Source organism: Mediterraneibacter sp. HA8405 (assembly GCF_056148955.1).
The window spans coordinates 1,034,644-1,060,484 of the sequence record NZ_CM148758.1; the positions used below are offsets into that span (position 1 = coordinate 1,034,644).

Genomic DNA, 25,841 nt, shown 5'->3' on the forward strand with positions numbered 1-25,841 from the left:
ATACCAAAAATATGAGCGGCCAGTAATGACCGCTCTTTTTTCATGTATTCTATCCGTGATACAATAAACCTATCAATTCGATACCTTACCGCAAAACGAGAGGGAAATAAAACATGCAAGAAAAGGGATATGTATATATTTTAACGAATCCTAGCTTCCGCGAGGACTGGGTTAAAATCGGGAAAAGCTCCAGGCCTGTAGATGTTCGCTCAAAAGAGCTAGATAATACTGCCGTGCCGCTACCGTTTGAGATCTATGCCACAGTAAAGAGCAGCAAGTATTCCTATATTGAATCTAGCCTCCATAAAATTCTTACAGATTTAGCAGATAAGCGCATTCGCAAAAATCGTGAATTTTTCAATATGAAACCAGAAGAAGCTTTTCGTTATCTGAAGCTAATTGCTGAGATGGATGAAAATGCTGAGATTAATGCCCCGGAAGACGAACCGAGCTCTAGTGGAGGCGATCCTGTTCACTCAAAAAGCTATACTCATCTGGGAAATTATACTGTCGAGACCGATGAGATTTTTTATCTTTCAAATGGAGTCGCAGATGGTAAAATGAAAGTTCAAAATGGATGCGAATATGTTGTTCTTGAGGGGTCTATGCTAGATCCCAAAATCACATCAAGCGAAAGTAGTATCCGAAAGTCAAGAAAAGAGCACGCCGATTCATTGAACGCAGACGGAACGGTCGTTATCCGGGACATCATATTCAATACGCCATCCGGAGCTGCGAACTTTATTCGCGGCGGGGCATGTAATGGAAAAACGTATTGGAGAGCGGCATCAGATCAACCTTTGAGCGATTTTATTTCATACCGTAAAAACAACTCGTATAACTGATATATTAGAGTGTATTTGAAGCCGTGCGACTTATGCTTATTTGCACCAATTTATGATTTTGCTCGAATAAGACAAATTTGAAGAAATGGCGCAAAAATAGAAAACCACCTATCTGTGACGAAAAATATGCGGCTCTATGAGATAAGAAGATCTATCATAAGAGTAAAAACTGGTGCAGAAATAAAGAAAAACCCCCGAGAAATCGGAGGCTTTTCTCACGCCGCACCGCTATCAGTGTGACGTCATAATATGGTCTGACGGACAGAAATCGTATAGAAGGCTGTGCATGAGGGTAAGTCTGCCATACAAGATGAAGCCCGATAGCTACACGGAATCATGTGCAGTAAATGCGGCAGATGGATGGAGGGAAAGAAACGTGTGGTACCCAGGGAGGTCTGTGCGGAATGCTCCGAAAGGAGTAACCATTGCCGAGAGGTAATGCTGAGCGCACGAGAGGGTCATACAGATGGTAAAGCGATATCTGAAAAGTGGAGTGATGGAGGATGGCAGGAAGCGGGATCGTACAAAGAGCTTTAACAAAAGAAAGGCTGATAAACTGGGGCTTCTACGATTTAGCCACAGCGTATCAGTCTCTGCACGTCAACTATTGAAAGCGCCGGATACGTGAACCGTATGTCCGGTGCTGTGAGAGGACGGGAGTTAATCACTCCCTCCTACTCGATTAAGATACGTATTGCCAGAGCAGGGGAAAGAATATAGCTTTTCAGATATGTTTTTGGTACAATAAGGGCAGTTGAGGATTCAGAAAGAAAATACGCCAGGCTGATCTGTCAGGCATAAGAATAATACGGAAAGTGAACCGGGTGTATGGATAAAGGAGGAAGCATATGGACTTCAGTAAGTTCAGATGGACAAGAGAACCGGAGAGTTACACGGTAACAGACGATACAGTGGAGATAATCACGAAGCCGCATACAGATCTGTGGCAGCGAACTTATTATCATTTCAGGAACGACAACGCGCCTGTCTTTCAGATGGAGACAGATGAAAAATATTTCAGTTTTATAGTAAAGACCGATTTCGCGGAGAGTCACCATCGGTTTGACCAGTGCGGTATCGTGATGTATCTGGACAGTGAGAACTGGCTGAAAGGTTCTATTGAGTATGAAAATGAAAAGTATCAGCATCTGGGAAGCGTGGTTACAAACGGAGGATATTCTGACTGGGCAACTACAGTCATAGGCGCTGATGTGAAGTCCATGTGGTATCGTTTCAGCCGCAGAGAAGATGATTACTGTATAGAGTGCTCTGAGGACGGGGTCCATTTCCGGCAGATGCGCATCTGCCATATGCACAAAGGCAAGGAAAAGATCCGGTTCGGCATCTATGCCTGTTCGCCGGAGGACTCCTCTTTCAGGGCAGTGTTTTCTCATATGCAGCTGACAGCGTGCCAGTGGGAGGCCCATGACGGACAGCAGCCGGATGAGTGAGTCCGGGAAAAATAGAGAAGAGTTATTTTGCAATATTTAAGGAGCGTAAAAATTGGATTATTATATAATGGCTTTTGCAACATTGTTAAGTGCTGTTCTTGGTTTGGTGTTTTCGATACACACAGTCAGAAAAGAAACAGATGAAGCAAAGATAAATGCTTTGTATATGATGGCGAGAAGCCTGGCGCTTGTGTTGATTTCCGCGATTCCATTGTGCAGAAAAAACAGCGGGTTCCTTTGGCTTGTTACATTGGCAATGCTGATCGTTCAGCTGGCAGATGGAATTGTCGGCATATATATAAAAAAGCGAATGAGAACGGTGGGGCCGTTTATTATGGCTTTTATTCACGGAATTTGTCTTTGGAGTTATTTATAAACAGAGGATAGCTGAATATAGCTGACTGCGGAAAACTGAAATAGAAACTATATAAAAACTGAATTTTGTCCTTTTGAGGGAGACATTTTATTACATCGGATATCAGTGGTACCGATTATTTGTGTAGGAGAATTTCACATATGGATAAGAATGAAAAATGGCTTGAATGGGCTGTGGAACTGCAGAGTATCGCACAGGCAGGACTTTACTACTGCAAAGATGAATTTGATAAGGAAAGGTATGAAAGAATCCGGACCATTGCAGCGGAAATGATCTCTTATAAATCAGAGATTCCCATCGAAAAGGTCAGAGATCTGTTCTGCAGTGAGATTAGTTACCAGACTCCAAAGATCGATACAAGAGCGGCGATCTTCCGAGACGGAAATATACTTCTGGTAAAAGAAAAGGACGGCAGATGGTCGCTTCCCGGCGGCTGGGCGGATGTGGATATATCCGTTACGGAAAATGTAATAAAAGAAGTAAAAGAAGAAGCAGGACTGGACGTATCGCCTGAACTGATAATTGCCGTGCAGGACAGAGAAAAACACAACCGGCCGGTTTACGCCTATAAAGTGTGCAAGATATTTTTTCTGTGCTCCGTGAAAGGCGGCAGGTTTGCGGAGAATATAGAGACGACAGAAAGCCGCTATTTCAGCGTTGATGAACTTCCGGAACTGGCAGAGGAAAAGAATAATAAGGAACAGATTGAGATGTGTTTTGAAGCGTATGCCGCCGAAAACTGGAAAACATTATTTGACTGAAAAAATAAGGCGGATGTTTGCTGTCCGGCAAGTATCTGTTCACGAAAGGAAGAAAAAGAAATGATTATTGAGGGAAATCAGAAAGAACTTGATGCTATGAAAGAATTCCACAAGGGGAACCGCAAAGAGGGACTCAGGCTGCAGGAGGAATTTGCCGCAGAATTCCGGGAGGAATATAAGGCTAAGGATCACTGCCCCTGTAAAAAGGCCTGTCGCTATCACGGCAACTGCAAGGAGTGCGTGGCGATCCACAGGGCGCATCAGGAGCACGTGCCCAATTGTATGAGACCGCTGCTCAACAGAAAGATAAAACTTCTTTCCGAACTTACGGAACATTCGATCGCAAATGAGATCGAGCCTCCGAAAGAGGTTCTGAGAAAAGAGTTTCAGCAGGATTAAGAGCTCTTTCCGGCAGTATAGAGAAACGTGAAAGGAAAAAGGTGAATATGATATTTAATTTTTATCCGTGGACACTGGATATTGATATAGAAGCGACAAAGGAACTGTATGCACAGAATGATTTCGCAGAGGACCGGACAGTAAATGAGCGATTTGTGAATGCTTTTACAAAAGAGCAGAAAGCATTTTTCGATTCTGTGGGAGTTGATCCCATGCGTGTGCATGCGGAGGAAAAAGTCCATGATATACCGGACGACGGAGAAGTGCAGGGCGGAAAAGTTTATGTTAGGACATTTGACTTCCTGATGTGTGGAAAATTTACCGCCCTGCCGGATTTTTACAGGGAACTGTACAGTGACGAAGAGGTGTTCGGAGATGCCCTGCCGGAAGCTCTTGAGACGACGCAGACTGATAAAGATGAGATGCCGCTTTATGATCTGGGAGAATTCGGTGTTATATTTAAGCATCCGTATTTCAGAGATCCGCAGAAGTTTTCGGAATGGGAGTGCGGTTATATTCTGGGCTCTATATTGACGATGAAAGATCTGTAATGAATAGAAGAGGGTGATGAAATGGCAGAGACAACCTTGTTTATGGAAAATTTTTACATACTTGACGATGGGCGCGTAAGGCAGTTTCTGATTACAGGGGAAAGTGGACAGAGTTCTATTATGAAAACGAGACATAAAGTAAGGAGTGTGAAGATGTTATGAAGAAATTGATACTGGTATCCATGCTCTATCAGGTTACAGATCTGGTAAGGACAATTGAACCGGAACTGGCGGGGAAAACAGTGACTTATATCCCCACAGCAGGCATTGCAGAAGAGACAGAGGGAATGATCGAGGATGAGACAAACACTCTGGAAAGTCTGGGGCTCACAGTTGAGGCGCTGGATGTTTCCACTGCTTCTTATGAGTCGATAGTAAGTACCCTGACGAAGAATGACATTATATTTGTCGGGGGCGGAAATACATTTTACCTTTTACAGGAGCTGAGACGTTCCGGGGCAGATAAAATATTAATACAGGAAGTCAATAAAGGAAAATTGTATATAGGCGAATCTGCGGGAGCAATCATAGCCTGCCCGGATATTGGTTACTGCGTCGGTATGGACAGCCCGGAGAAAGCGCCGGAGCTGACGGATTATACCGGTCTGGGACTGGTGGATTTTTATATTGTGCCGCATATCGGAAATGAGGAAATGGGAGAAGCGGCGGAGAAAGCAGTTGAAGAATATAATTCCAGGCTGGATTTGGAAGTAATCACGGATAAGCAGGTTATACAGGTTGAAGACAAAAGTTACAGGACGCTATAAAATTTGTAAAATAATTAATATATTTACAAATAAGAAATGGGGAAGGGGCAGATGCTGAAATGTCCATATTGTGGAAATGAAATGCAGGAAGATCATCGTGGGGTATGAGTAATCAGGTGGAGGGATAGAATGGGATGGATGTAGAAGAGAAAGATCAGTTTATAGAAGTAAAACCGGGGCCGGGAATGCGAGAGATAGATGATCTCCCGCTATTATTGAAAAGATGTATAGACGAGGGTTTCCCTCTTGCCGCCATAAGCCGGGCGACGAAACTGCCGGAGCCGGAACTGCAGGAATACCTGAACGGAAACCTGCCATCGGATTTCTCAAGGACAGAATACCTTAATATATTTCTGATACTTCTGCTGCATGAAAAGCCTGTATCAGACACTTACTATCGTGGTTTGATGGACGAGCTGACCCGCGTCTTTGACATTCCGAAAGAGACGATCGCACGCTATGCAGGAGTGAGCGTGGATGAGCTGAACGCATTTGAAAACAGCGATAAGAGAGAACAGATCGAGAGATGCATTGCACATCTTTTTGTCACGTTTATACGGGATCCCAGATTTACGTGTGAAAACGGACCATGGGTAATCACAGGTTGCGGGGAATCGGAGGAGAAAGAAAAAATCAATGAGCCGATACTTAACAGACGAGCAACAGAAGATCAGAGAGATCAAAGAGAATAAGAAACAGTATCTGGATCTCCTTCTGCTTGCGGATGAACAGGAAGATATGATCGACCGGTATCTTGAGAGGGGAATTATGTACGTTCTTGACGATAACGGTATTAAAGCGGAATGCGTGGTGACAGACGAGGGAGACGGAATACTGGAGATCAAGAATCTTGCCGTAACGCCCGACTCTCAGAGACGTGGATATGGGAGACGAATGATCCGATTTCTTGCAGACACTTATAGTGGTCGTTATGATATTATGCAGGTCGGCACAGGGGACAGCCCCTTGACGGTGCCGTTTTATGAAAGCTGCGGATTTCGGAGATCCCATGTGGTGAAAGGATTTTTCACGGAGTATTATGACCATCCGATCTATGAGGGCGGGCGACAGCTTGTCGATATGGTATATCTGAGAATGAGTCTGACCTCTGAGACTGATCTTGAATAATCTGAAAAAGGAGAGTACATATGAAAGCGTACCAGCTAAAAGTATCAATCAAAAACGCGCATCCGCCGATCTGGCGCAGATGTATTGTTCCGGCGGGAATAACATTTTCCCAGCTGGGCGTACTGTTAAATGAGATTATGGGATGGAACGGATCACATCTGTTTTCCTTTGAGTTCCGTGATCTTGGCATGAGGATTGAGGAAATCACAGATGATGACTGGACTGTTTTTGGCCCTGATGCTGAAGAAGCAGCAGAGACTCTGATCGATCCGTTTATGGAGCATACCAAATGGTTTACATATATTTATGATTTTGGCGATGACTGGGAGCACCGGGTAGATGTGGAGTCTGTGCTGACGGATTTCGATGAAATGCATCCGGTTGTGGTGAAAGCGAAAGTCGCCTGTCCGTTTGAGGATTGCGGCGGGCTTTACGGATATTATCATATTCTAAAAGTGCTGGAAGATCCGGTTCATGAGGAGTACGAGGAGACAGCAGAATGGCTGGAAAATACAGGCTATACGGCAGATGAGTTTGATCCGGCATTTTATGATGCTTACACTTTCAGACCATATGAACATTCCGTCTGATTTTGCGATGGCGTGTCAGAATAATCTGACCTGCTACTGGGGAAATCGTGAGGAAATGTCCGGAGAACAGCGCAGGATTGTCAAAGAACTGGGCTATAAGTTCCGAGGAAGAAACCAGTGGCTGTATTTTCTGTCCTTCAAAAAAGGGTATTTCCCATACAATATGGATCAGAATGAAGTGCGCCGTATGACATCATATCTGGCGCTTCTGAAAGATGCCATTCTGTATTACAGAGACCATCAGATTCAGGTAAAATTTGAAGCCGAAGAGACATTTTTCTATTCTGTCAGAGGAAAGAAAGAGACAGGCGAGGCAAAGCCGCTGCCCTTTACAGGCCATAATTTCCCTGTGCTTACGCTTACGGACGAGGAAGTGCTGGAAGAATTGCGGAATTCAGAAAAATGCAGTGCAGTACTTGAAGCGGATATTGTCCCGCTGAATGCACAGGTACAGGACGTTAAGTATGACTGCCCTGCAAATCCCTGGATCTGTCTGTTGGCTGATGCGCAGTCCGGGCTCATGCTGGCAGTGGAGCTGACAGGACCCGAGGATGATGAAAAAATTATTTTGGCTGAGGAGCTCCTTTCGTTTATATTGCAGCATGGGGCACCGAAAGAAGTACGGGTGAAAAGTGTGGTGATTGAGGCGACTCTGGAGCAGGTATGCGAGGAATCAGGGATAAAGCTCAGACGAATGAAAAAACTGCCTCATGTAGAAGAGTTCATGGAGGGCATGAAAAGATTTTAGGAAACAGGAAGGGAGAAGAATGGATGAGATCTTTTCAGATTTCAATTAACCGGAAAACGGATGCAATGAAAATTGCATTCGTTTTTGCTATATACAGTCATAGAATATAAGTATTTGTTATCAATCGTATTTGGCAGTACACTGTATATGGAAAGATAAATAATAGTATTTTGTCGGCGGGACGGGGAGTGAATATGGAAAACAGGAATACAACTCTTCAGGAAATAATACAGAATCTGAAGGATGCCGGATGCGACAGAGAGACGGCCGAACGTTTTATAACACTTGAGGGAACCGGAGATACGCAGGAGCAGCTGAAGCTTCTCTCTATACACAGAAAACGGCTTTTAGACCGGATACACAGCGAAGAGAAAAGAATTGACTGTCTGGATTATCTGGTTTATCAGATTCAGAAAAATATGGCAGCAAAGTAAAGATGAATTAAAGGAGGAAACCATCATGGAATTAATACAGAATAAAACATTTGATGAAGAACGCGCTCTTTACGGCAGCAAGAATATATTCGTAAAAGACTGTTCATTTGACGGTCCTGCCGACGGGGAAAGTGCCTTTAAAGAATGTTCGGACGTACAGGTGGAGCATGGATTTTTTAATCTGCGCTATCCGTTCTGGCATGATCACAAGCTGAAAATCAGCAGCTCAGAAATGACGGAGCTCTGTCGCGCGGCTCTCTGGTATTCCGATCATATTGAAATAACCGGCAGCAGTCTTCACGGTATCAAAGCTCTCAGAGAATGCAGTGAGGTGAAAATGAAGGACTGCGATATTATTTCACCTGAGTTCGGGTGGTCCGTACGCGGAATTGAGATGGAAGACTGCACGGTCCAGAGCGAATATTTTATGATGCGGTCCGATAATCTGCATTTCAAAAATGTGGATATGAGAGGAAAGTATTCATTTCAGTATATTGAGAATGCTGTTTTTGAAAACTGCAGGTTCGATACAAAAGATGCTTTCTGGCATGCGAAAAATGTTGTGGTACGAAACAGTGTAGTTAAAGGTGAGTATCTGGCCTGGTACAGTGAGAATGTTACCTTCGAAAACTGCCGGATTATCGGCACCCAGCCTCTTTGCTACTGCAGAGGTCTCAGACTTGTCGACTGCGAAATGACAGATACCGATCTGGCTTTTGAGCGTTCTGAAGTGGAAGCTGTTATCACTACGCCGGTATTCAGTATTAAAAATCTATTATCCGGGCATATCACAGTTCCGGCTGTGGGAGAGATTATCCGGGATATTCCGGAGGCAAAAGGGGAAATTACCGTGAAAGAGCAGAAGAAGAAAAAAACAGCGGCCTGTGCGTGACACAGGCCCTTTTTTATGAAATCCTTTTGTTTTTGTTTCTCCATTCCCGCGGTGAGACACCGTATACATTTTTGAAGGCTCTGGAAAAATGAAGCTGGTTTGGATACCCTACAGCATTTCCGATATCACTGATGGAAAGCACTGTGAGCTTCAGAAGTTCTGCTGCTTTTGACATCCGGTAAGATAAAAGAAACTGCTGCGGAGACCTGCCTACGGTTTCTTTAAAAATTCGTCCGAAATATGTGCGGTTCAGACCGCAGAACGCAGCAATCTCTTCAACGGAAATATCATTCTGAAAGTTCTGTTCAATATAGTTTAACGCTTCTTTTATATAAAAATCCCGTACTTTTCCATTAGATGAAATATTCATAGATGATGCAGAACGGGAAAGATAGTCAACAAAGAGATAAAGATGCCCGATCAGATGAAAGGGAGACTCTTTCCCATGCTCGGCAATATATACCATTTCGTTCATCATGTTTTCGCGCAGATCTTTGAAAGTTGCGTGATAAACCGGATGATCAGGAGTCAGTCCGGCCGTTTCAATAACTTCTTTGGCCCGCATTCCGTCAAATTCAATCCATACGTATTCCCAAGGAAGAACCGGGTCCGCGACATATGTGTTAATCTGACGCGGAAAAATCATAAATCCCTGCCCGCTCCGGATCTGATATTCGTGTGTCTGGCCTTTGGAATCATCTGCCATCAGTTTCCCTGTCCCTGATAAGACATAATGAAACAGATAGTGATTCCGGGATGTGGGCCCGAAAGAATGTGCGGGAGCACACTGTTCCTTTCCAAACTGATACAGTCCCAGATCTATAAAATTTTCGTTTGGAAACACAGAAAACAGTGAATTGTTCATGGGAATCTCCTTTTCTCTTTTAAAGGTAAAATTTTAATGGTGTGGAAATGATTATAACTTAAATTATACCAAAATGCGACTGTACTTTTCGAAAATTATATATAAGTTGCATTTTGGTATAAAATATGAAAAATATAGATATTTTTAGAAATATTTTAGAATGTTATAATCATTTCATAAGCGTAAATAGTTAAAGGAAGGAGCTGAAACTACTATGAAAAAGAAAAAGGTGATCAGTACGGTGCTTGCGGTTTCTATGCTTGCAGCAGCCATTCTTCCGGGATGCGGTTCGGATGAGAACAGCGGAAAAACGGAGATTGAGATCCTGCAGTACAAGCCGGAGGCGGCAACATACTTCGATCAGGTGGAAGAACAGTTCAATGCGACCCACGATGATATTCATCTGACGATCAGTTCACCGAACGATGCCAGTACGATTATGAGGACGAGATTCATCCGTGAAGATTACCCGGACATCATCGGCATAGGGGGGGACATCAATTACTCTTATTATGTGGACGCTGATATTCTGGCGGATGTATCGGATTATGAGGGACTTTCAGATGTCAAGCAGTCGTACATCGATATTCTGGAGAATCTTGAGATCACGCCGAAAGACGGCACATACGGCGTACCTTATGTGGCGAATGCAGCGGGTATTCTCTACAATAAGGATATGTTTGAGGAGCATGGCTGGGAGATTCCGGAGTCATGGAGTGAACTGATCGATCTGTGCGAGGAGATCCAGGCGGAAGGAATCCTGCCGTTCTATTTCGGGTTCCGTGATACATGGACCTGTCTGGCTCCGTGGAACTCTCTTGCAGTCGATCTGGCGCCGGCAGACACGTGTCAGCAGGTAAATGCAGGTGAGACAACATTCTCAGAAGAGTATGTGGAAGTGGCTGAGAAATGTCTGGAATTGGTAAGTTACGGTCCTGAAGATCCCTTCGCATACGGCTATAACGATGCATGTACGGCATTTGCAAACGGTGAGTCCGCAATGTACCCGATCGGAAGCTATGCAGTACCGCAGATCCTTTCGGTAAATCCGGAGATGAACATCGATTCATTCGTGACGCCGGGAAATGACGATTCGTCGAAGAATACGCTGAATTCAGGCGTGGATCTTATGTTTGCAGTAACGGCGGAGTGTGAGAACAAGGAGGCTGCATACGAAGTACTCGACTTCCTGATGGCGGATGAGAACATCCAGGCATATATTGACGACCAGAATGCGGTTCCGTGTAAAGACGGAGACTTCGACCTTGCTCCGATGCTCGACGGCATGACACCATTTATCGAGTCCGGAAACATGACGGACTATCAGGATCACTACTATCCTTCAGAGATGGCGGCAGACGCACTCATCCAGACGTATCTGATCAACAAGGATGCGGACGCATTCCTCAAAGATTTTGATACACGCTGGCAGAGATATAACAGAGATATCATCCGTGCAGTCCAGGAATACAACGAAGAGCACGGTACCGCCGAGTAGGAAAGGAGTGGGAAGATTATGAAAAAAGTAAATGACAGCAAGCGGACTTATATGCTGATCACAATACCGATCCTTGCACTGTTTGTCTGCTTTAACACAGTGCCGCTGATCCGCGGTGTGATTTACAGTTTTACGAACTTTAAAGGATTTGGTACATACGATTTTGTAGGCTTCCGCAACTATATGGATCTGTTTACAGATCCGAGAATCGGCGGATCCTACCTCTTTACGATCAAACTGGCTGTTGCGGCTACAATCGTGACGAATGTGATCAGTCTGATCCTTGCGCTGGGCCTGAACAGCAGGATCAAGGGCAAGACATTCTTAAGAGCGGCATACTTCGTACCGAACGTACTCGGAGCGCTGGTTGTAGGTTACATCTTCCAGTACCTCTTTACATACATTCTGCCGGGGCTTGGCGATGCGCTCGGGATCGAGGCATTACAGGGAAGTATGCTTTCTAACAGCAAGACGGCATGGATCGCAATCGTGATCGTCTGCGCATGGCAGTCTATCGCTATGAATACGATCATCTACATCTCCGGTCTGCAGACAGTGCCGGAAGATGTATATGAGGCAGGAGACCTTGACGGAGCCACAGGATGGAAGAAGTTCAGATACCTTACATTCCCGCTGATCATTCCGTTCTTCACCATCAACATGGTTCTGTGTGTAAAGAATTTCCTGATGGTATTCGACCAGATCATGGCTATGACAAAGGGCGGTCCGGAGCAGAGCACAGAGTCTATTTCATACCTGATATACAACAACGGTCTTTCAGGCGGAAGCTTCGGATATCAGAGCGCGAACGCGGTTGTATTCTTCATTGTAATCGTGGCGATCTCTGTAGCGCAGATGACTATATCAAGTAAGAAGGAGGAGCAGTTATAATGTATGAGAAAATGAAAGCAAGAGTAAACTGGCCAATCACAATCCTTCTGTTTATCGGACTTATTACAGTAGCATTTCCGCTGTATATGACGATTGTAATCGCATTTAAGCAGCCGTCTGAGATGACCAACAGTATCTCGGGGATCCTGTCCCTGCCGGCACACTGGAGCCTGAGCAACTTCGCACAGGCAATGGAACTGACTGACTTCTGGCGTTCTCTGGGGAACAGCTTACTGGTAACGATCAGTACGGTCGTGCTGTGTATCCTGCTTCATTCTCTGATGGGATTCGCAGTGGGAAGAAATAAAGCGCACAGCAAGGTTTACAATCTGGTATATCTGTTTATCGTAAGCGGTATGTTTGTTCCGTTCGCGATCCTGATGATGCCTCTGGCAAAACAGACTGCGGAGATGCATCTTGATAATTGGGCTGGCGTTATCATTCTTTATGTGGTATTCTATATGCCGATGAATTTACTTCTTTACACAGGATACCTTGTAAATATCCCGATCGCACTTGAAGAAGCGGCGAGAGTGGACGGAGCGAGCACATGGCGCACATTCTGGAAGATTATCTTCCCGATCATGAAGCCCATGCATGCGACAGTTGCGGTTATTACGGCGCTGGCAGTATGGAACGATGTTATGACTCCCCTGATCATTATGTCAGGAAAAGGATCAAACACGCTGCCTCTGGCACAGCTGACGTTCCAGACACAGTTCGGTACGAACTACAACCTGGCGTTTGCATCCTATCTGCTGGCTCTGATCCCGATTATCATCTTCTATGTAATCTGCCAGAAACATATTATCAACGGAGTGGTAAACGGAGCTGTGAAATAAGTGAGCCCTGATGCGCATCCGCGCGTCTTACCCGGGCGGGTGTTATGTGCGATGAAAAGTACATTCACCTGCCCTTTTTTCGTAACAGTTCATCAGTGGGGACAGGCAGTGAGTGAATGGTTGCCTTTTCAAAAGCTGAAGTAAAGACATCGATATCTTTATCGATAATATTCACAGATCAGGAGAGACAGATTATGAGCATAGTATATGACGAGGCGCAGAAGACAATTACTTTGCAGACCAAAAATACAACTTATCAGATGCAGGTAGATAAATATGGATTTCTCTTACACCTGTATTACGGGAAAAGCGCAGAAGGATGCATGGACTATCTTCTGACATATTATGACAGAGGCTTTTCCGGAAATCCTTATGACGCCGGAAACGACAAGACGTATTCCATGGATTCCCTGCCTCAGGAATTCCCTTCTCTGGGAACTGGAGATTACCGTACTCCGGCGTGTATCATTAAAAATACGGATCATACTTACTGCAGTGATTTCCGGTATGAAAGCCATAGCATACGTGACGGTAAATATGCTCTGGAGAGGCTTCCGGCTGTATATGCGGATGACGATGAAGCTCAGACGCTTGAGGTGGTGCTGGAAGACCGCGTGACAGGAGTTCGGGCGGTGCTTCTCTATGGTGTGCTTCCGGAGTATGATATCATTACAAGAAGTGTGCGGATCGTAAATGCGAGCAGCGGACATATTTCCGTGAAGAAGCTTGCGCCGGCATGCCTGGATATGGTGGGAGGCAGATATGATTTTATTACATTTTACGGACGCCATGCCATGGAGAGAAATATGCAGAGAATGCCGGTCGGACACGGCGTACAGAAGATCGGCAGCCTGAGAGGATCGTCGAGTCATCAGTATAATCCGGCAGTTATTATGGCGGAACATGAGGCAACGGAAGATGCGGGAAGCTGTTATGCGATGGCGTTTGTCTACAGTGGCGGTTTTCAGAGCGAAGCCGGACAGGATCAGTATTATCAGACAAGACTCCTGATGGGATTTTCTGAGGAACAGTTTGCATATCCGCTCAGCGCAGGTGAAGAATTCCAGTCCCCTGAGGTCATCATGAGTTATTCTTCCGAAGGTCTTGCAAGGCTTTCTCAAAATCTTCACCGATGCATGCGGACGCACCTGTGTAGAGGAAAATATAAAGAGGTTGTGCGGCCTATCCTGTTAAACAGCTGGGAGGCGTCTTACTTTGATTTCACAGGAAAGTCTCTTCTTAAGCTGGCATCAGAGGCAGCAAAACTGGGAATTGAGATGTTTGTATTGGATGACGGCTGGTTTGGAAAGCGTGACAGCGAACTGCGCGGACTGGGAGACTGGAAGGTCAATGAGGAAAAACTGGGCTGTACACTTGGTGAGCTGATTGGGAAGATCAATGACATGGGCCTCAAATTCGGTATCTGGATCGAGCCCGAGATGGTTAATGAAGACAGCGACCTCTACCGTGAACATCCGGACTGGGCCTTTGTCATACCGGGACGCCGGCCAAATCGGTCCAGACATCAGCTTGTCCTTGATTTCTCGAGAAAAGAAGTGGTAGATCATATTTACAACCAGATTTGTTCGGTACTGGATCAGGGAAATGTGGAATATATCAAGTGGGATATGAACCGGAGTATTGCAGATGTTTATTCGGCAACAGCGGACAGCCAGGGGCGTGTACTGCATGATTATGTGCTGGGACTTTATGATTTCCTTGAGCGTCTGGTTAATCGGTATCCGAATATTCTGATTGAAGGATGCAGTGGCGGCGGCGGACGTTTTGATGCCGGTATGCTGTACTATACGCCGCAGATCTGGTGCAGCGATAATACGGATCCGATCGACAGACTGGAGATTCAGTATGGTACATCGTTTATTTATCCGGCTTCCTGCGTAGGTTCCCATGTATCTGCTTCGCCGAATCATCAGACCGAGAGAGTGACACCGATGAAGACACGCGGAACAGTGGCTCTTGCCGGTACTTTCGGGTATGAGCTGAATCTGAATGAACTCAGTGAAGAAGAAAAAGCAGAGATTCGCCGACAGATAGCAGAGTACAAGAAGTTCGCTGCTCTCGTGCAGAGAGGACTTTATTACCGCCTTACGAATCCTCAGACGGACAACCAGGGAGCATGGGAGTTTGTATCAGAAGATCAGAAAGAAGCACTGGTCCAGGTGGTTGGTATTAAGAAACATGCAAATATGACGGTAGATTATATTAAAGTCAAAGGACTGAAAGAGAATACAATGTACCGTGAGACAACAACCGGAAAACTGTACAATAGTACAGCTCTCAGGGAAGCGGGCGTGCCGAAACCTGTACTCCACGGAGAGTATCAGGCATATCAATGGCACTTTGTCCAGGAAGATTAATATACGGGGGATAGTATCATGGCAAAGAAATCAAGAACTGCAAGAAAGAAGCATGCAGCAGCTAACAGAAAGACAGTAACAGCAGCGCAGAACGTGAAGAAAGCACCGGCTGTCGAAGCGGTAAAAGAAGAGACAGCAGCGGCAGCGGTGAAAGCAGCAGAAGAAGCAGAAGCGGCCGAGGCGGCGAGAAAAGCAGCAGAAGAAGAGGCGAAAGCAGCCGAGGCGGCGAGAAAAGCAGAAGAAGAGGCGAAAGCGTCCGAGACGGCGAGAAAAGCAGAAGAAGAGGCGAAAGCGTCCGAGACGGCGAGAAAAGCAGAAGAAGAGGCAAAGGCAGCCGAGGAGGCAAAGAAAGAGGAGAATGACAGAATCTTTGCACAGCGGCTGGAGCGCCATCATGATGAGCTCCGCTGGCTGTATATGGAACTGTACGGCAACGATGATATGTTTGCAGAGCTGTGCGATCAGATGAAACGCTATTACGATGAGCGTAATGATAAGCTGAAAACGCTTGATGCGGAGCGTGAAGCTGAGGGAGAATGGTACCGCAAGCGTGATATGCTCGGCATGATGATGTATATCGACAATTTTGCCGGAAATATCAAAGGTGTACAGGAGAAGCTCCCTTACCTCGAGAAATGTAATGTGAATTATGTCCATCTGATGCCGTTCCTTGACTCTCCGAAGGGTCGTTCAGACGGTGGGTATGCGGTGGCTGATTTCCGCAAGGTGAAACCAGAACTCGGAACGATGGAAGATCTGTCGGAGCTGGCAGAGAAATGCCATGAGAAAGGCATCAGCCTCTGTATGGATTTCGTCATGAACCACACATCAGAGGATCATGAGTGGGCAGTGAAGGCGCGCCAGGGAGACGGGGAATATATGAGCCGGTATTTCTTCTATGCAGATCCTTCCATTCCGCAGGAATATGAAAAGACGGTGCCGCAGGTGTTCCCGACAACAGCGCCGGGCAACTTTACTTATCTGCCGGAGCTCGGCCACTATGTGATGACCACATTCTATCCGTACCAGTGGGATCTGAACTACCGCAATCCGCGCGTATTCAACGAGATGATGTATAACTTCCTGTACCTGGCTAATCAGGGAATGGATATCATCCGTATCGATGCGGTGCCGTATATCTGGAAAGAGCTGGGTACAAACTGCAGGAATCTTCCGCAGGTACACACGATCGTCCGTATGATGCGTATGATCGGTGAAATTGTCTGCCCGGGAATCGTGCTGCTCGGAGAGGTTGTTATGGAGCCGGACAAGGTGGCTCCGTATTTCGGTACGGTTGAGAAGCCGGAGTGTCACATGCTCTACAATGTGACAACAATGGCTACCACATGGAATACAGTCGCCACGCGGGACGTCCGTCTCCTGAGAAAGCAGATGGATATTGTGTGCGCGCTTCCGAGAGAGTATACATTCCTGAATTATCTCAGATGCCACGACGATATCGGATGGGGACTGGATTACGATACCCTGGAGACGTGGGGCATGCAGGAAGTGCCGCATAAAAAGTATCTGAATGATTATTTCCAGGGTAAGACAGAAGGCAGTGTCAGCCGCGGTGAACTTTACAATGAAGATCCTGTGACAGGAGACGCAAGATTCTGTGCCACTACTGCGTCCATGTGCGGCATAGAAAGCGCAGGTTTCGAGCAGAACGGGGAGAAAATGGACAATGCGGTCAGGAAAGATGTTATGCTGCACGCCTATATGTTTACGCAGTCCGGAATTCCGATGCTCTACAGCGGAGACGAAGTGGGGCAGGTCAATGATTATACTTATAAGGATGACCCGGAGAAAGCCCCGGATTCCCGCTATATTCACAGAGGAAAATTCAACTGGGATCTTGTAGAGAATATTGAAGATAAAAATACGGTTCAGGGCCGGTTGTTCCACGCTCTGAGCGAGCTGGAAGAAATCCGCAGAAATGAATCTGTATTCAGCACAGATGCAGAAGTATTTACAAAGGATTACAGCGACACATCCATTCTCTGGATTGTGAGAAAATCAGAAGGGGAGGAGCTTCACGCCGTATTTAATTTCAGCGATCAGGACAAAGAAGTCTGGATGCCGGAAGTTCGGCCCTATCAGAATCTGGTGACAGGCAGGACAGAACAGATCCGCAGCACACTGCTTCCTTCCTGGAGCTTTCTGTGGCTGAAGAAGGACTGAAACCAGAATAAGGTTTGACAACCGCGCAGCCAGCGGATATAATGAAAAAATGAAACAAGGGCGTTTCCGATAGGCGGAGAACGCCCTTTTGTCTTAACAGGAGCAAAATGAAAAAGGAGGTTTCATTTATGCATAATTACACAAGAGAGGATATCCTGCAGCTTGTGGAGGAGGAAGATGTAGCCTTCATCCGCCTGCAGTTTACAGACATTTTCGGGATGATGAAAAATATGGCTGTAACAGTAAGCCAGCTGGAAAAAGCGCTGGATAACCGCTGCATGTTTGACGTTTCCTCTGTAGAGGGACTTTCCTGTGAGGAAGACTCGGATATGTATCTGTATCCGGATCCCCGGACTTTTGAGATTTTTCCGTGGAGACCTCAGCAGGGCAAAGTGGCCCGTCTGATCTGTGATGTCTATCGTCCGGACGGAACACCTTACGAAGTGGATCCGAGATATGTTCTGAAAAAAGCTATCGCCGAGGCAGCGGAGGAAGGATATACCATGAATGTGGGGCCGGAGTGTGAGTTTTTCCTGTTTCATACAGATGACGACGGCCTGCCGACTACGCTTACCCATGAAAAAGCAGGGTATTTTGATGTAGGTCCGCTTGATCTGGGGGAGAATGCAAGAAGAGATATGGTGCTGACTCTGGAAGATATGGGATTTGAAATTACTTCTTCGCATCATGAAATCGCGCCTGCCCAGCATGAGATCGATTTCCGGTATGACGAGGCGCTGGTGACGGCAGACAATCTGATGACATTTAAGATGGTGGTAAAAACCATTGCAAAGCGGCATGGCCTTCATGCTACATTTATGCCGAAGCCGAGAACGGAGACATACGGATCGGGCATGCACATCAACCTGTCTCTGAGCAGAAACGGGGTAAACGCTTTCCAGAGCGCGGACGACAAAAACGGACTGAGCCGGGAAGGCTATTATTTTATCGGCGGACTGATGAAGCATATAAAAGCAATCACATGTATTACAAATCCGACTGTTAATTCGTATAAAAGATTTGTTCCCGGTTATGACGCGCCGGTATATATCGGATGGTCGTCAAAGACAAGAGGACCGCTGGTACGTGTCCCATCGGGAAGAGGAGAAAATACCAGAATTGAACTGAGAAGTCCGGACTCCACGGCAAATCCGTACCTGGCTCTGGCAGTGCTTCTGATGGCGGGACTGGACGGAATCAGGAATAAGATTGAGCCCCGGGACAGTATTGACAGGAATATTCAGAAAATGACCCGGCAGCAGCGGGAAGAATTGAAAATAGACGAACTGCCGCGGACACTGAAAGACGCTGTAGATGAGCTGGAAAAGGATGAGTTTATACAGCAGGTGCTGGGAAAAGATCTTGCAGAGAAAATTATCCGGGCGAGACGGCAGGAGTACCAGGCTTATTCCATGCAGGTGACGGACTGGGAAATCGCAAACTATCTTCACAGGGTATAACTGATTTCTATGGCATCTGCATGGAAACCGGCAGAAATGCAGAGCAGGCAGCGGGAGGTGAAAGGTAGACTTGATCAATATTATTGTCGTGTTTTCAAAACGTGAAAACGCAGTAAATATACGCAACATTCTGGTGCGGGCAGGCATGAATGTATCTGCAGTCTGCCTGACCGGAGCAAAAGCTCTTCAGTATGCCGACACGCTGGGGGAAGGTATCGTTGTCTGCGGCTATAAAATGCAGGATATGCAGTACACGGAACTAAGAGAACTGCTTCCGGAACCGTTTGAAATGCTGCTTACCGCCGCGCCGGATAAATGGATGGATGATCTGCCATCCGGAGTAGTAGGGCTTCCGTCTCCTATCAAGGTACATGATCTGGTCAATACACTGGAAATGATGACGCAGTCTCTTGAAAGAAGACGGCGGAAACGCCGGGAGTCTGTGCGGAAACGAAGTACAGAGGAGAAAGCCGTGATTGATCAGGCAAAGGCTCTCCTGATGGAGAGAAACCACATGTCTGAATCAGAGGCGCACCGGTATCTGCAGAAAAACAGTATGGAAAGCGGAACTAATATGCTGGAGACAGCACAGATGGTGCTGATGATTCTGGATGAATAATTTAGAGAGGAAAGGTTTGGTAGTAATATGAAATTTACAAAAATGCAGGGACTCGGAAACGATTATGTTTATGTGAACTGTCTGAAGGAAAAGATTGCCGATCCGCCGGAAATGGCAAGGAAAATCAGCGACAGACATTTCGGGGTGGGATCAGACGGTCTGATTATGATTAACCCTTCAGATAAAGCGGATTTTGAGATGGAGATGTACAATGCAGACGGCTCCCGGGCCGAGATGTGCGGAAACGGTATCCGCTGCGTGGCAAAATATGTGTATGATTACGGGCTGACGGATAAGACTCATATTTCAGTAGAGACGCTGGCTGGAATTAAGTATCTTGATCTTACTGTGGAAAATGGAAAGGTCAGTCTTGTCAAGGTCGACATGGGCAGACCGGTTCTGGAACCTGACAAGATTCCGGTACAGGCAGAGGGGAGCCGGGTGGTAAATGAGGCTCTGATGGTAGATGGAAAAGAATACCGCATGACCTGTGTATCTATGGGGAATCCTCATGCTGTAATTTTTGTGGATCAGGATGTCAGGGAGCTTCCTCTTGAACAGATCGGGCCTTCTTTTGAGAATCATGAACGGTTCCCTCAGCGGATCAATACAGAGTTCGTCAGAGTACTTGACCGGCGTACTGCGGAGATGCGTGTGTGGGAACGGGGATCGGGAGAAACCCTGGCCTGCGGCACAGGAACCTGCGCTGCGGCGGTGGCGTGTGTATTGAACGGCCTGACGGAAGATGAGATTACCGTCCATCTGCTGGGCGGCGATCTGTATATCAGATGGGATCGTGAGAATGATACCGTATATATGACAGGACCGGCAGAAACAGTATTTGACGGAGAATGGCCGGAATAAAAAACGGATGCGGAAACTTCAGTTTGCCGCATCCTAATTTTTTATCATAACCTTTTGACCATTGACGTTTATATTTTCAAGATTCTGAAAAACCCAGCTTTTTGATTCGGGAGAGAATCTGATGATTACCGGGATCCAGCAATCATGGACGGCCAGATAGAGATACTGTCCTGACCTGACACTTATATTATTGAATTTCCTGTTATCCCTGATATAAACATCCGAATTTGATCCTGCATTTAAAATTCCGGTTACCATAAGCAGACACTCCTTTCGCATTTATAGAGGTGCGGTAGTTTTATCCACCATTTCCAGATATAGTCTAATGAAAATATGTGAATATTCTATGACTAAAAATGTAAAAATATTTTAAAAATCTGGAAAAAGAAAATTAAATTCAGAAAAAAGCGGAGTAAAAAATAATTATAAAGAAATTTAAAAAAGTGCTTGATTTTTCCGCAAAGTTTGATATAATAACCATGTTGCTTGCGAGAGACAAGCGAAGTGATGCGGAATGGTGTAATTGGCAGCACAGCAGACTCTGACTCTGTTAGTAGGGGTTCAAGTCCCTTTTCCGTAGCTGGGAATTTGCCGGACGGCAGATTCCTTATTTTTCCCGAGAGAAAGTATGCGGAGCATATTTTCTATTGCAAATCGGAGTGTGGCTCAGCTTGGTAGAGCGCTACGTTCGGGACGTAGAGGCCGCAGGTTCGAATCCTGTCACTCCGATTTTTTTATTGCGATACCGCAAAGTCTGAAATACGGGCTTTGCGGTTTTTCTTTTGTTTTTTAACCTGCTGCGCTTGTGCGCAGGTTTATCTCTTTCGGACGTCATTCAAGCTTTCAAGTTACCTCTTCCGCAAACTGCTCTTTATATGTTATGCATATTTTATTGGCAACGATAGTTAGTCGTTGTCAAAGGATTCCGGGCAACAGACACAAGCACTGTTTCATCTATGAAAGCAGGCGTCACCGGATTCTTGAGACAGAAGACGGTCTTGTTTTTTTCAGAGATGCGTATGGAAGCATAGATGACGCAACTACACTCGATGAAGTGGAGGATTATATCAAAGCTATGCTTGAAAGTTCTGGCAGTCAGGAAGCAAAATAAACGAGGGACGGCGGGAAACTGCTTCGTACCGTACTTCGCGCATCATCATATATTCATCATACGAATAAATCCCCCTCATGCAGGCTGGTATTTTTATGTCCTGCATGAGGGGGATTCCTGTAAAAAATTTCTATGATGTGGCGGGCCGTATTATTTCCGGGATGGAAATATTTCCCTTTTCGTGAAACATTGCCATGTCTTCTGCGAGTGAACAGATCTGAGCGGCAGCGTTTGCCGGAATAAAAGCCTTCTGATTTTTCAGCATTTTGTTCCGGGCCTGCGGGTCATCCAGAAGTTCGAAGACAGCCTGCAGCCCGTTTACGGATGTGGTGCACAGCCTGCCCATGCCCCGGGAGCTGAAATACTGTGCATTAAAAGTTTCGCATCCCGGTATTTCCGCGACATGTATGAGGGGAACGCCGCATACAGCCGCTTCTGTGGAAGACAGACCGCCGGGTTTAGTGACAAACAGATCAGCGGCCTTCATATATCCCGCCATGTCGGAAGTAAAACCGATCACGGTCACATTTGGAAGATCCCGAGCTCTCAATTCGTCATACAGCTGGCTGTTGGAGCCGCATACGACGATAAGTTCTGTATCTGTACGGTCGGCTGTCAGATCCGTGAGCGCGTAGATTGCTTTTTTGATTTCCCCGCCGCCCATACTGCCGCCGGCTGCCAGAATATATTTCCTGTCCGGATCTAATCCCAGCCGTGCGCGGGCTTCGCTGCGGGATTCCCCCTGAGAAAAGCATTTGTGCACAGGGATGCCGAGAGGATACAGTTTTTCGGCAGGAAGTCCCCGGCCGGTAAATGATTCTGCAAGTTCCGCCGCCGGTATAACATAGGCGTCACATTCTGTTTCTTCGGTGAAAGGAATACAGGTGTAATCTGTTGCAATAAAAATCGTTTTCGGCGGGCATAACCCCTTATGTTTCATTGCGGTTATGATTTCAGCAGGAAACAGATGGGGTGTAATAATGATGTCAAAATGGTTCTGAGTAAGGTATTCCTCCATAATGGAAGTCATAAGCCGATTGAGAAAATAAACCGGAGAACGGAACGGCATCTGTCTGTAAAGCTGTCCTGCTCTGTAAACCGCGCCGAACATAAGCGGTGCTTTCCGGGCGGTTGATATATAGATATGGTTAATCTTTTCGGCTAACTGTTCACTCTGTAAAGTATAGGGGTTCAGCATTACTGCATGATGGCCCCGGTTTATCAGTTCCTCGGCGACAGCGCTTCCGGCAGCGTCATGTCCGCCGCCTGTCCCGCAGGAAAGGATTAGTGCGTCCAAGAAGTTTCACCTCCAGTTTATCTCGCTCTTCTTTGCTTGTAAGCATTTTTATAAGCACGGCTGCGCTGATCAGAAGAAAACCAAGCACGATGGCGTCTGTGTCAATTTCTCTGATCATAATCACAAGAGAAAATGCATAAGAAAAAATAGTGCGGTAAAAATGCGGCGAGATTTTCAATATGCTGGAAAAGAAAATAAAACAAAGCGCCAGAATAAACAACGGATGCAATACCGGGTACAGTCCGAGCAGGCAGCCGAATGTAACAGCAATCCCTTTGCCGCCCCTGAAATGATAGAACAGTGGGAAAATATGACCGATTACCGGAGCGGCTATAACGAGCGCCGCTAAAAAAGGCGCAGGATGAGACGGTGCTCTGTAGAGTACGAAAAGGTACACGGGGAAAAATCCTTTCCCCAGATCAAACAGCAGCGTCAGAAGACCGCACCAGAACCCGCCGTACATAAAGGCGTTTGCCGTTCCCGGATTATGATCCTTGCTTTGTTCCAGCATATTCTCTTTCTGAAACAGTCTGGAAAATACCCGGGCGTACAATACGCTGCCGGATAAGTAACCCAGCCATATATACATTGTATCGTGTAGCATTCTGTCACCTCATTTTTATATGCAGCCAATAAAAGACTCTTTTGTGCCATAGGTACAATAATATCACAAATGTAGTATAAATCAAGAGCGTAAATTTTAGTATTCTTTCGCCTTTTTTATCCGAAAAAATAGTACAATGCAGATTTTGCAGAGATTTTAAGAACGGAATTATTCCAGTACTTTTTCCATATGGATACAGGTGAATGTCCATCCGGTTACAACTTTGTCAGGGTAAGCGGTATATCCCAGCTTTTCATAAAAACCGACAGCCACATCACGGCTGTCCAGCACGGCTTTTCTGCAGCCCAGTTCCCTGGCCCATTTTTCCGCTTCGGTGACGATGAGACGGCCGAGGCCGTGTTTCCGGTATTCCGGAAGTACGACAATGCGGCCGAGCATCATAGTGGGAAGCCCGGCCTTATCTTCCGGCAGTTCGTACAGACGGCACGTCGCGACAGGAAAATCCCCGTCCAGCAGTACGATATATTTGGTGTCCGGCGTATCGTGTTCATCAAATTCTTTCCGGAGTGTGATACTGTATTGCTTTGCCATTGCCTGAATGCGGACATAATAGGCTCCGGCCTGCTGCCATGTCTCGGTTGCTCTCATTACCTTTATATTCATAATATGATCTCCTGAATGATTTTTTTAGCAGTTAAGTTTTACATGTACAGGGAAATTATAACATAAAAAAACGGCAGCGTCAGTATACAGGAAATGAGAATACTCCTGCCCTAAAATGAAATTTTAAATTCCACCCCTCTAAGGGACAGTAGAGTTTACTTCTGCACAGTTGATATTTACTCTTTCATATATTCATGGTATGGTTATCTCTCCTTCTGACAGCAGTAGAAGGAGGCACATGATGAGTAAATATATTCCTGGTAACCAGAAACATCTTACCCTCGAAGACCGTATCTATATCGAAAATGAACTGAACAAAGGCACATCCTTTAAAGATATTGCCAGGTTCCTGTGCAAGGACCCTACCACAATCTCAAAAGAAGTCAGGGCTCACCGGCTCTCGGATTGGTATCATAAAGGGACTTTCTATAATGCCAAAAACTTCTGTACCCACCGCTATCACTGCAGGAAGACAAATGCCTGCGGAAAGATTGTCCTGTGCGGCATCAAATGCGCATCCTGTCCTACCTGTAACCAGACCTGCAAAGACTTCGAAAAAGAACGCTGCTCAAGGCTTGACCGGGCTCCCTATGTCTGCAACGGCTGTACGAAAAAAATCAGTCACTGCACGATCGCCCACAAATACTCTTATAACGCCAGGTTTGCTGACAGGAAGTATCGGGAAACACTTCGGGATTCCAGAACAGGGATCAACATGACGAAACGGGAACTTCACGAAAAGGATCTGATCGTTTCCCCTCTGATCGAACAGGGACAGTCCCCTTATCATATCCTGACAAACCATCCAGAACTGGATATGTCCGTCCGTACGATGTATTCCTATCTTGATCAGGGACTCTTTACGGCACGTAACATAGATCTGAAGCGGAAGGTCCATTTCAAGCCAAGGAAGTGCCATAAAACACAGATCACGGACAGAGCCGTCTTCACCAACCGGTTATATCGCGACTTTTGTTCCCTCGGTCTAACAGACTATGTTCAAATGGATACCGTACATTCGTCCAGGGAATCAAAAAAGACCTTGCTGACTATGTTTTTCACCAAAGAGAAGCTCTTCCTCGCCTTTCTGATGAACCGATGCACGAAAGGCGCTGTCCGTCTTGTTTTTGACCGTCTGGAAAAGCGTATGGGAACTTTTGAATTCGCTTCCGTGTTTGAATATATCCTGACGGACCGGGGCTCTGAATTTGGTGACCCGGATGCTTTGGAGACCGGTGTAAACGGAATACAGCGTTCCAGCATTTATTACTGTGACCCGATGCAGAGCGGGCAGAAGGGCGGACTGGAGCAGACACACACGATGCTCCGGATGGTTCTGCCGAAAGGCACCAGCTTTGAGTTTCTCACACAATGGGATGTCAATCTGATCGTGAACCATATCAACTCTACTCCCAGGGAAAGCCTGGATGGAAGAACGCCATACAGCGTTGCATTGGAAACGCTGGGAGGAGAGGTCTTAAACGCATTTCAGCTTAGGCCGATTGCCCCGGATGAGGTAAATCTGACACCTAAGCTGATCCGCTTTAATCACTAATCAACTGATCGAAATCTGCTGTCAGACTGGAAGTAAACATTTCACATTTTTTAGATGTGACCGGTGGAATTCAGTCTCGCACACTATTTTTCAGCGGTCCGTTTCCT

28 protein-coding genes and 2 tRNA genes are annotated in these 25,841 nt (G+C 46.0%); 25 read left to right on the plus strand and 5 right to left on the minus strand.

The window, feature by feature from the left end; translation table 11 throughout:
* Positions 1-113: 113 nt before the first annotated feature.
* From AC0QUU_RS04860 to AC0QUU_RS04920, 13 genes are all read left to right on the plus strand, one after another.
* Positions 114-845: a GIY-YIG nuclease family protein gene (locus AC0QUU_RS04860; RefSeq protein ID WP_474544930.1), complete on the plus strand. Its 732-nt coding sequence runs from the start codon at positions 114-116 to the stop codon at positions 843-845.
* Positions 846-1,693: 848 nt separating this feature from the next.
* The gene (locus AC0QUU_RS04865; RefSeq protein ID WP_474544931.1) at positions 1,694-2,296 is read left to right on the plus strand and encodes a DUF1349 domain-containing protein; all 603 of its coding nucleotides are present in this window, start codon (positions 1,694-1,696) and stop codon (positions 2,294-2,296) included.
* Positions 2,297-2,348: 52 nt separating this feature from the next.
* Positions 2,349-2,672 (plus strand): hypothetical protein, encoded by a 324-nt coding sequence (locus AC0QUU_RS04870; protein WP_474544932.1) that lies wholly within the window; start codon positions 2,349-2,351, stop codon positions 2,670-2,672.
* Between the two features lie 140 nt (positions 2,673-2,812).
* Positions 2,813-3,433 carry an NUDIX hydrolase N-terminal domain-containing protein gene (locus AC0QUU_RS04875; protein ID WP_474544933.1) on the plus strand — a complete coding sequence of 207 codons (621 nt, stop codon included), beginning with the start codon at positions 2,813-2,815 and terminating at the stop codon, positions 3,431-3,433.
* Positions 3,434-3,493: 60 nt separating this feature from the next.
* The gene (locus AC0QUU_RS04880) at positions 3,494-3,832 is read left to right on the plus strand and encodes an LPS biosynthesis protein (protein WP_474544934.1); all 339 of its coding nucleotides are present in this window, start codon (positions 3,494-3,496) and stop codon (positions 3,830-3,832) included.
* A 47-nt stretch (positions 3,833-3,879) separates the two neighbouring features.
* Entirely contained in the window at positions 3,880-4,383 is a 504-nt protein-coding gene (locus AC0QUU_RS04885; protein WP_474544935.1) for a toxin-antitoxin system protein, read from the plus strand.
* Positions 4,384-4,541: 158 nt separating this feature from the next.
* Positions 4,542-5,150: a Type 1 glutamine amidotransferase-like domain-containing protein gene (locus AC0QUU_RS04890; protein WP_474544936.1), complete on the plus strand. Its 609-nt coding sequence runs from the start codon at positions 4,542-4,544 to the stop codon at positions 5,148-5,150.
* 134 nt (positions 5,151-5,284) lie between these two features.
* Positions 5,285-5,842: an HTH domain-containing protein gene (locus tag AC0QUU_RS04895; RefSeq protein WP_474544937.1), complete on the plus strand. Its 558-nt coding sequence runs from the start codon at positions 5,285-5,287 to the stop codon at positions 5,840-5,842.
* Entirely contained in the window at positions 5,787-6,278 is a 492-nt protein-coding gene (locus AC0QUU_RS04900; protein ID WP_474544938.1) for a GNAT family N-acetyltransferase, read from the plus strand. The genes AC0QUU_RS04895 and AC0QUU_RS04900 overlap by 56 nt, the downstream gene beginning before the upstream one ends.
* Before the next feature lie 20 nt (positions 6,279-6,298).
* A complete protein-coding gene (locus tag AC0QUU_RS04905; RefSeq protein WP_474544939.1) occupies positions 6,299-6,868 on the plus strand; it encodes a plasmid pRiA4b ORF-3 family protein in 570 nt (189 codons plus the stop codon).
* On the plus strand, positions 6,807-7,616 hold the full coding sequence (locus AC0QUU_RS04910) for a DUF6930 domain-containing protein (protein WP_474544940.1): 810 nt from the start codon (positions 6,807-6,809) through the stop codon (positions 7,614-7,616). The genes AC0QUU_RS04905 and AC0QUU_RS04910 overlap by 62 nt, the downstream gene beginning before the upstream one ends.
* Positions 7,617-7,810: 194 nt before the next feature.
* On the plus strand, positions 7,811-8,050 hold the full coding sequence (locus AC0QUU_RS04915) for a hypothetical protein (RefSeq protein WP_474544941.1): 240 nt from the start codon (positions 7,811-7,813) through the stop codon (positions 8,048-8,050).
* A 25-nt stretch (positions 8,051-8,075) separates the two neighbouring features.
* On the plus strand, positions 8,076-8,942 hold the full coding sequence (locus tag AC0QUU_RS04920; protein ID WP_474544942.1) for a DUF3737 family protein: 867 nt from the start codon (positions 8,076-8,078) through the stop codon (positions 8,940-8,942).
* Between the two features lie 13 nt (positions 8,943-8,955).
* On the opposite strand, the gene AC0QUU_RS04925 is transcribed toward AC0QUU_RS04920, so the two are convergent.
* Positions 8,956-9,807 (minus strand): AraC family transcriptional regulator, encoded by an 852-nt coding sequence (locus AC0QUU_RS04925; RefSeq protein WP_474544943.1) that lies wholly within the window; start codon positions 9,805-9,807, stop codon positions 8,956-8,958.
* A 214-nt stretch (positions 9,808-10,021) separates the two neighbouring features.
* On the opposite strand from AC0QUU_RS04925, the gene AC0QUU_RS04930 reads away from it, so the two are divergent.
* The 8 genes from AC0QUU_RS04930 (at position 10,022) to dapF (ending at position 20,543) form a co-directional block, all read left to right on the plus strand.
* Positions 10,022-11,305: an ABC transporter substrate-binding protein gene (locus tag AC0QUU_RS04930; protein ID WP_474544944.1), complete on the plus strand. Its 1,284-nt coding sequence runs from the start codon at positions 10,022-10,024 to the stop codon at positions 11,303-11,305.
* An 18-nt stretch (positions 11,306-11,323) separates the two neighbouring features.
* The gene (locus AC0QUU_RS04935; RefSeq protein WP_087150124.1) at positions 11,324-12,196 is read left to right on the plus strand and encodes a carbohydrate ABC transporter permease; all 873 of its coding nucleotides are present in this window, start codon (positions 11,324-11,326) and stop codon (positions 12,194-12,196) included.
* Positions 12,196-13,038, plus strand: a complete 843-nt coding sequence (locus AC0QUU_RS04940) for a carbohydrate ABC transporter permease (RefSeq protein WP_087150125.1) — start codon at positions 12,196-12,198, stop codon at positions 13,036-13,038. Before AC0QUU_RS04935 ends, AC0QUU_RS04940 begins: the two co-directional genes overlap by 1 nt.
* 194 nt (positions 13,039-13,232) lie before the next feature.
* Positions 13,233-15,416 carry an alpha-galactosidase gene (locus AC0QUU_RS04945; RefSeq protein ID WP_474544945.1) on the plus strand — a complete coding sequence of 728 codons (2,184 nt, stop codon included), beginning with the start codon at positions 13,233-13,235 and terminating at the stop codon, positions 15,414-15,416.
* An 18-nt stretch (positions 15,417-15,434) separates the two neighbouring features.
* Positions 15,435-17,600 (plus strand): alpha-amylase family protein, encoded by a 2,166-nt coding sequence (locus tag AC0QUU_RS04950; protein ID WP_474544946.1) that lies wholly within the window; start codon positions 15,435-15,437, stop codon positions 17,598-17,600.
* Between the two features lie 128 nt (positions 17,601-17,728).
* Positions 17,729-19,060 carry a glutamine synthetase family protein gene (locus AC0QUU_RS04955; RefSeq protein ID WP_474544947.1) on the plus strand — a complete coding sequence of 444 codons (1,332 nt, stop codon included), beginning with the start codon at positions 17,729-17,731 and terminating at the stop codon, positions 19,058-19,060.
* Between the two features lie 70 nt (positions 19,061-19,130).
* Complete coding sequence (locus AC0QUU_RS04960; RefSeq protein WP_474544948.1) at positions 19,131-19,679, plus strand: ANTAR domain-containing response regulator; 549 nt, start codon at positions 19,131-19,133, stop codon at positions 19,677-19,679.
* A 27-nt stretch (positions 19,680-19,706) separates the two neighbouring features.
* Positions 19,707-20,543: a diaminopimelate epimerase gene (gene dapF, locus AC0QUU_RS04965; RefSeq protein WP_474544949.1), complete on the plus strand. Its 837-nt coding sequence runs from the start codon at positions 19,707-19,709 to the stop codon at positions 20,541-20,543.
* A gap of 33 nt (positions 20,544-20,576) precedes the next feature.
* On the opposite strand, the gene AC0QUU_RS04970 is transcribed toward dapF, so the two are convergent.
* The gene (locus AC0QUU_RS04970; RefSeq protein ID WP_474544950.1) at positions 20,577-20,801 is read right to left on the minus strand and encodes a hypothetical protein; all 225 of its coding nucleotides are present in this window, start codon (positions 20,799-20,801) and stop codon (positions 20,577-20,579) included.
* Between the two features lie 250 nt (positions 20,802-21,051).
* On the opposite strand from AC0QUU_RS04970, the gene AC0QUU_RS04975 reads away from it, so the two are divergent.
* The 3 genes from AC0QUU_RS04975 (at position 21,052) to AC0QUU_RS04985 (ending at position 21,654) form a co-directional block, all read left to right on the plus strand.
* Positions 21,052-21,123, plus strand: a tRNA-Gln gene (locus AC0QUU_RS04975).
* Positions 21,124-21,198: 75 nt separating this feature from the next.
* Positions 21,199-21,272, plus strand: a tRNA-Pro gene (locus AC0QUU_RS04980).
* A 151-nt stretch (positions 21,273-21,423) separates the two neighbouring features.
* On the plus strand, positions 21,424-21,654 hold the full coding sequence (locus AC0QUU_RS04985) for a hypothetical protein (protein WP_474544951.1): 231 nt from the start codon (positions 21,424-21,426) through the stop codon (positions 21,652-21,654).
* Positions 21,655-21,784: 130 nt separating this feature from the next.
* On the opposite strand, the gene AC0QUU_RS04990 is transcribed toward AC0QUU_RS04985, so the two are convergent.
* The 3 genes from AC0QUU_RS04990 to AC0QUU_RS05000 all read right to left on the minus strand — a co-directional run bounded on the left by AC0QUU_RS04990 (position 21,785) and on the right by AC0QUU_RS05000 (position 24,179).
* Entirely contained in the window at positions 21,785-22,951 is a 1,167-nt protein-coding gene (locus AC0QUU_RS04990) for an MGDG synthase family glycosyltransferase (protein ID WP_474544952.1), read from the minus strand.
* Positions 22,908-23,540 carry a glycerol-3-phosphate acyltransferase gene (locus AC0QUU_RS04995; protein ID WP_474544953.1) on the minus strand — a complete coding sequence of 211 codons (633 nt, stop codon included), beginning with the start codon at positions 23,538-23,540 and terminating at the stop codon, positions 22,908-22,910. The genes AC0QUU_RS04990 and AC0QUU_RS04995 overlap by 44 nt, the downstream gene beginning before the upstream one ends.
* 183 nt (positions 23,541-23,723) lie before the next feature.
* Positions 23,724-24,179: a GNAT family N-acetyltransferase gene (locus tag AC0QUU_RS05000; RefSeq protein WP_474544954.1), complete on the minus strand. Its 456-nt coding sequence runs from the start codon at positions 24,177-24,179 to the stop codon at positions 23,724-23,726.
* A 241-nt stretch (positions 24,180-24,420) separates the two neighbouring features.
* Between AC0QUU_RS05000 and AC0QUU_RS05005 the strand changes: the two genes are divergently transcribed.
* A complete protein-coding gene (locus AC0QUU_RS05005; RefSeq protein ID WP_087210550.1) occupies positions 24,421-25,734 on the plus strand; it encodes an IS30 family transposase in 1,314 nt (437 codons plus the stop codon).
* The last annotated feature ends 107 nt before the right edge of the window (positions 25,735-25,841 follow it).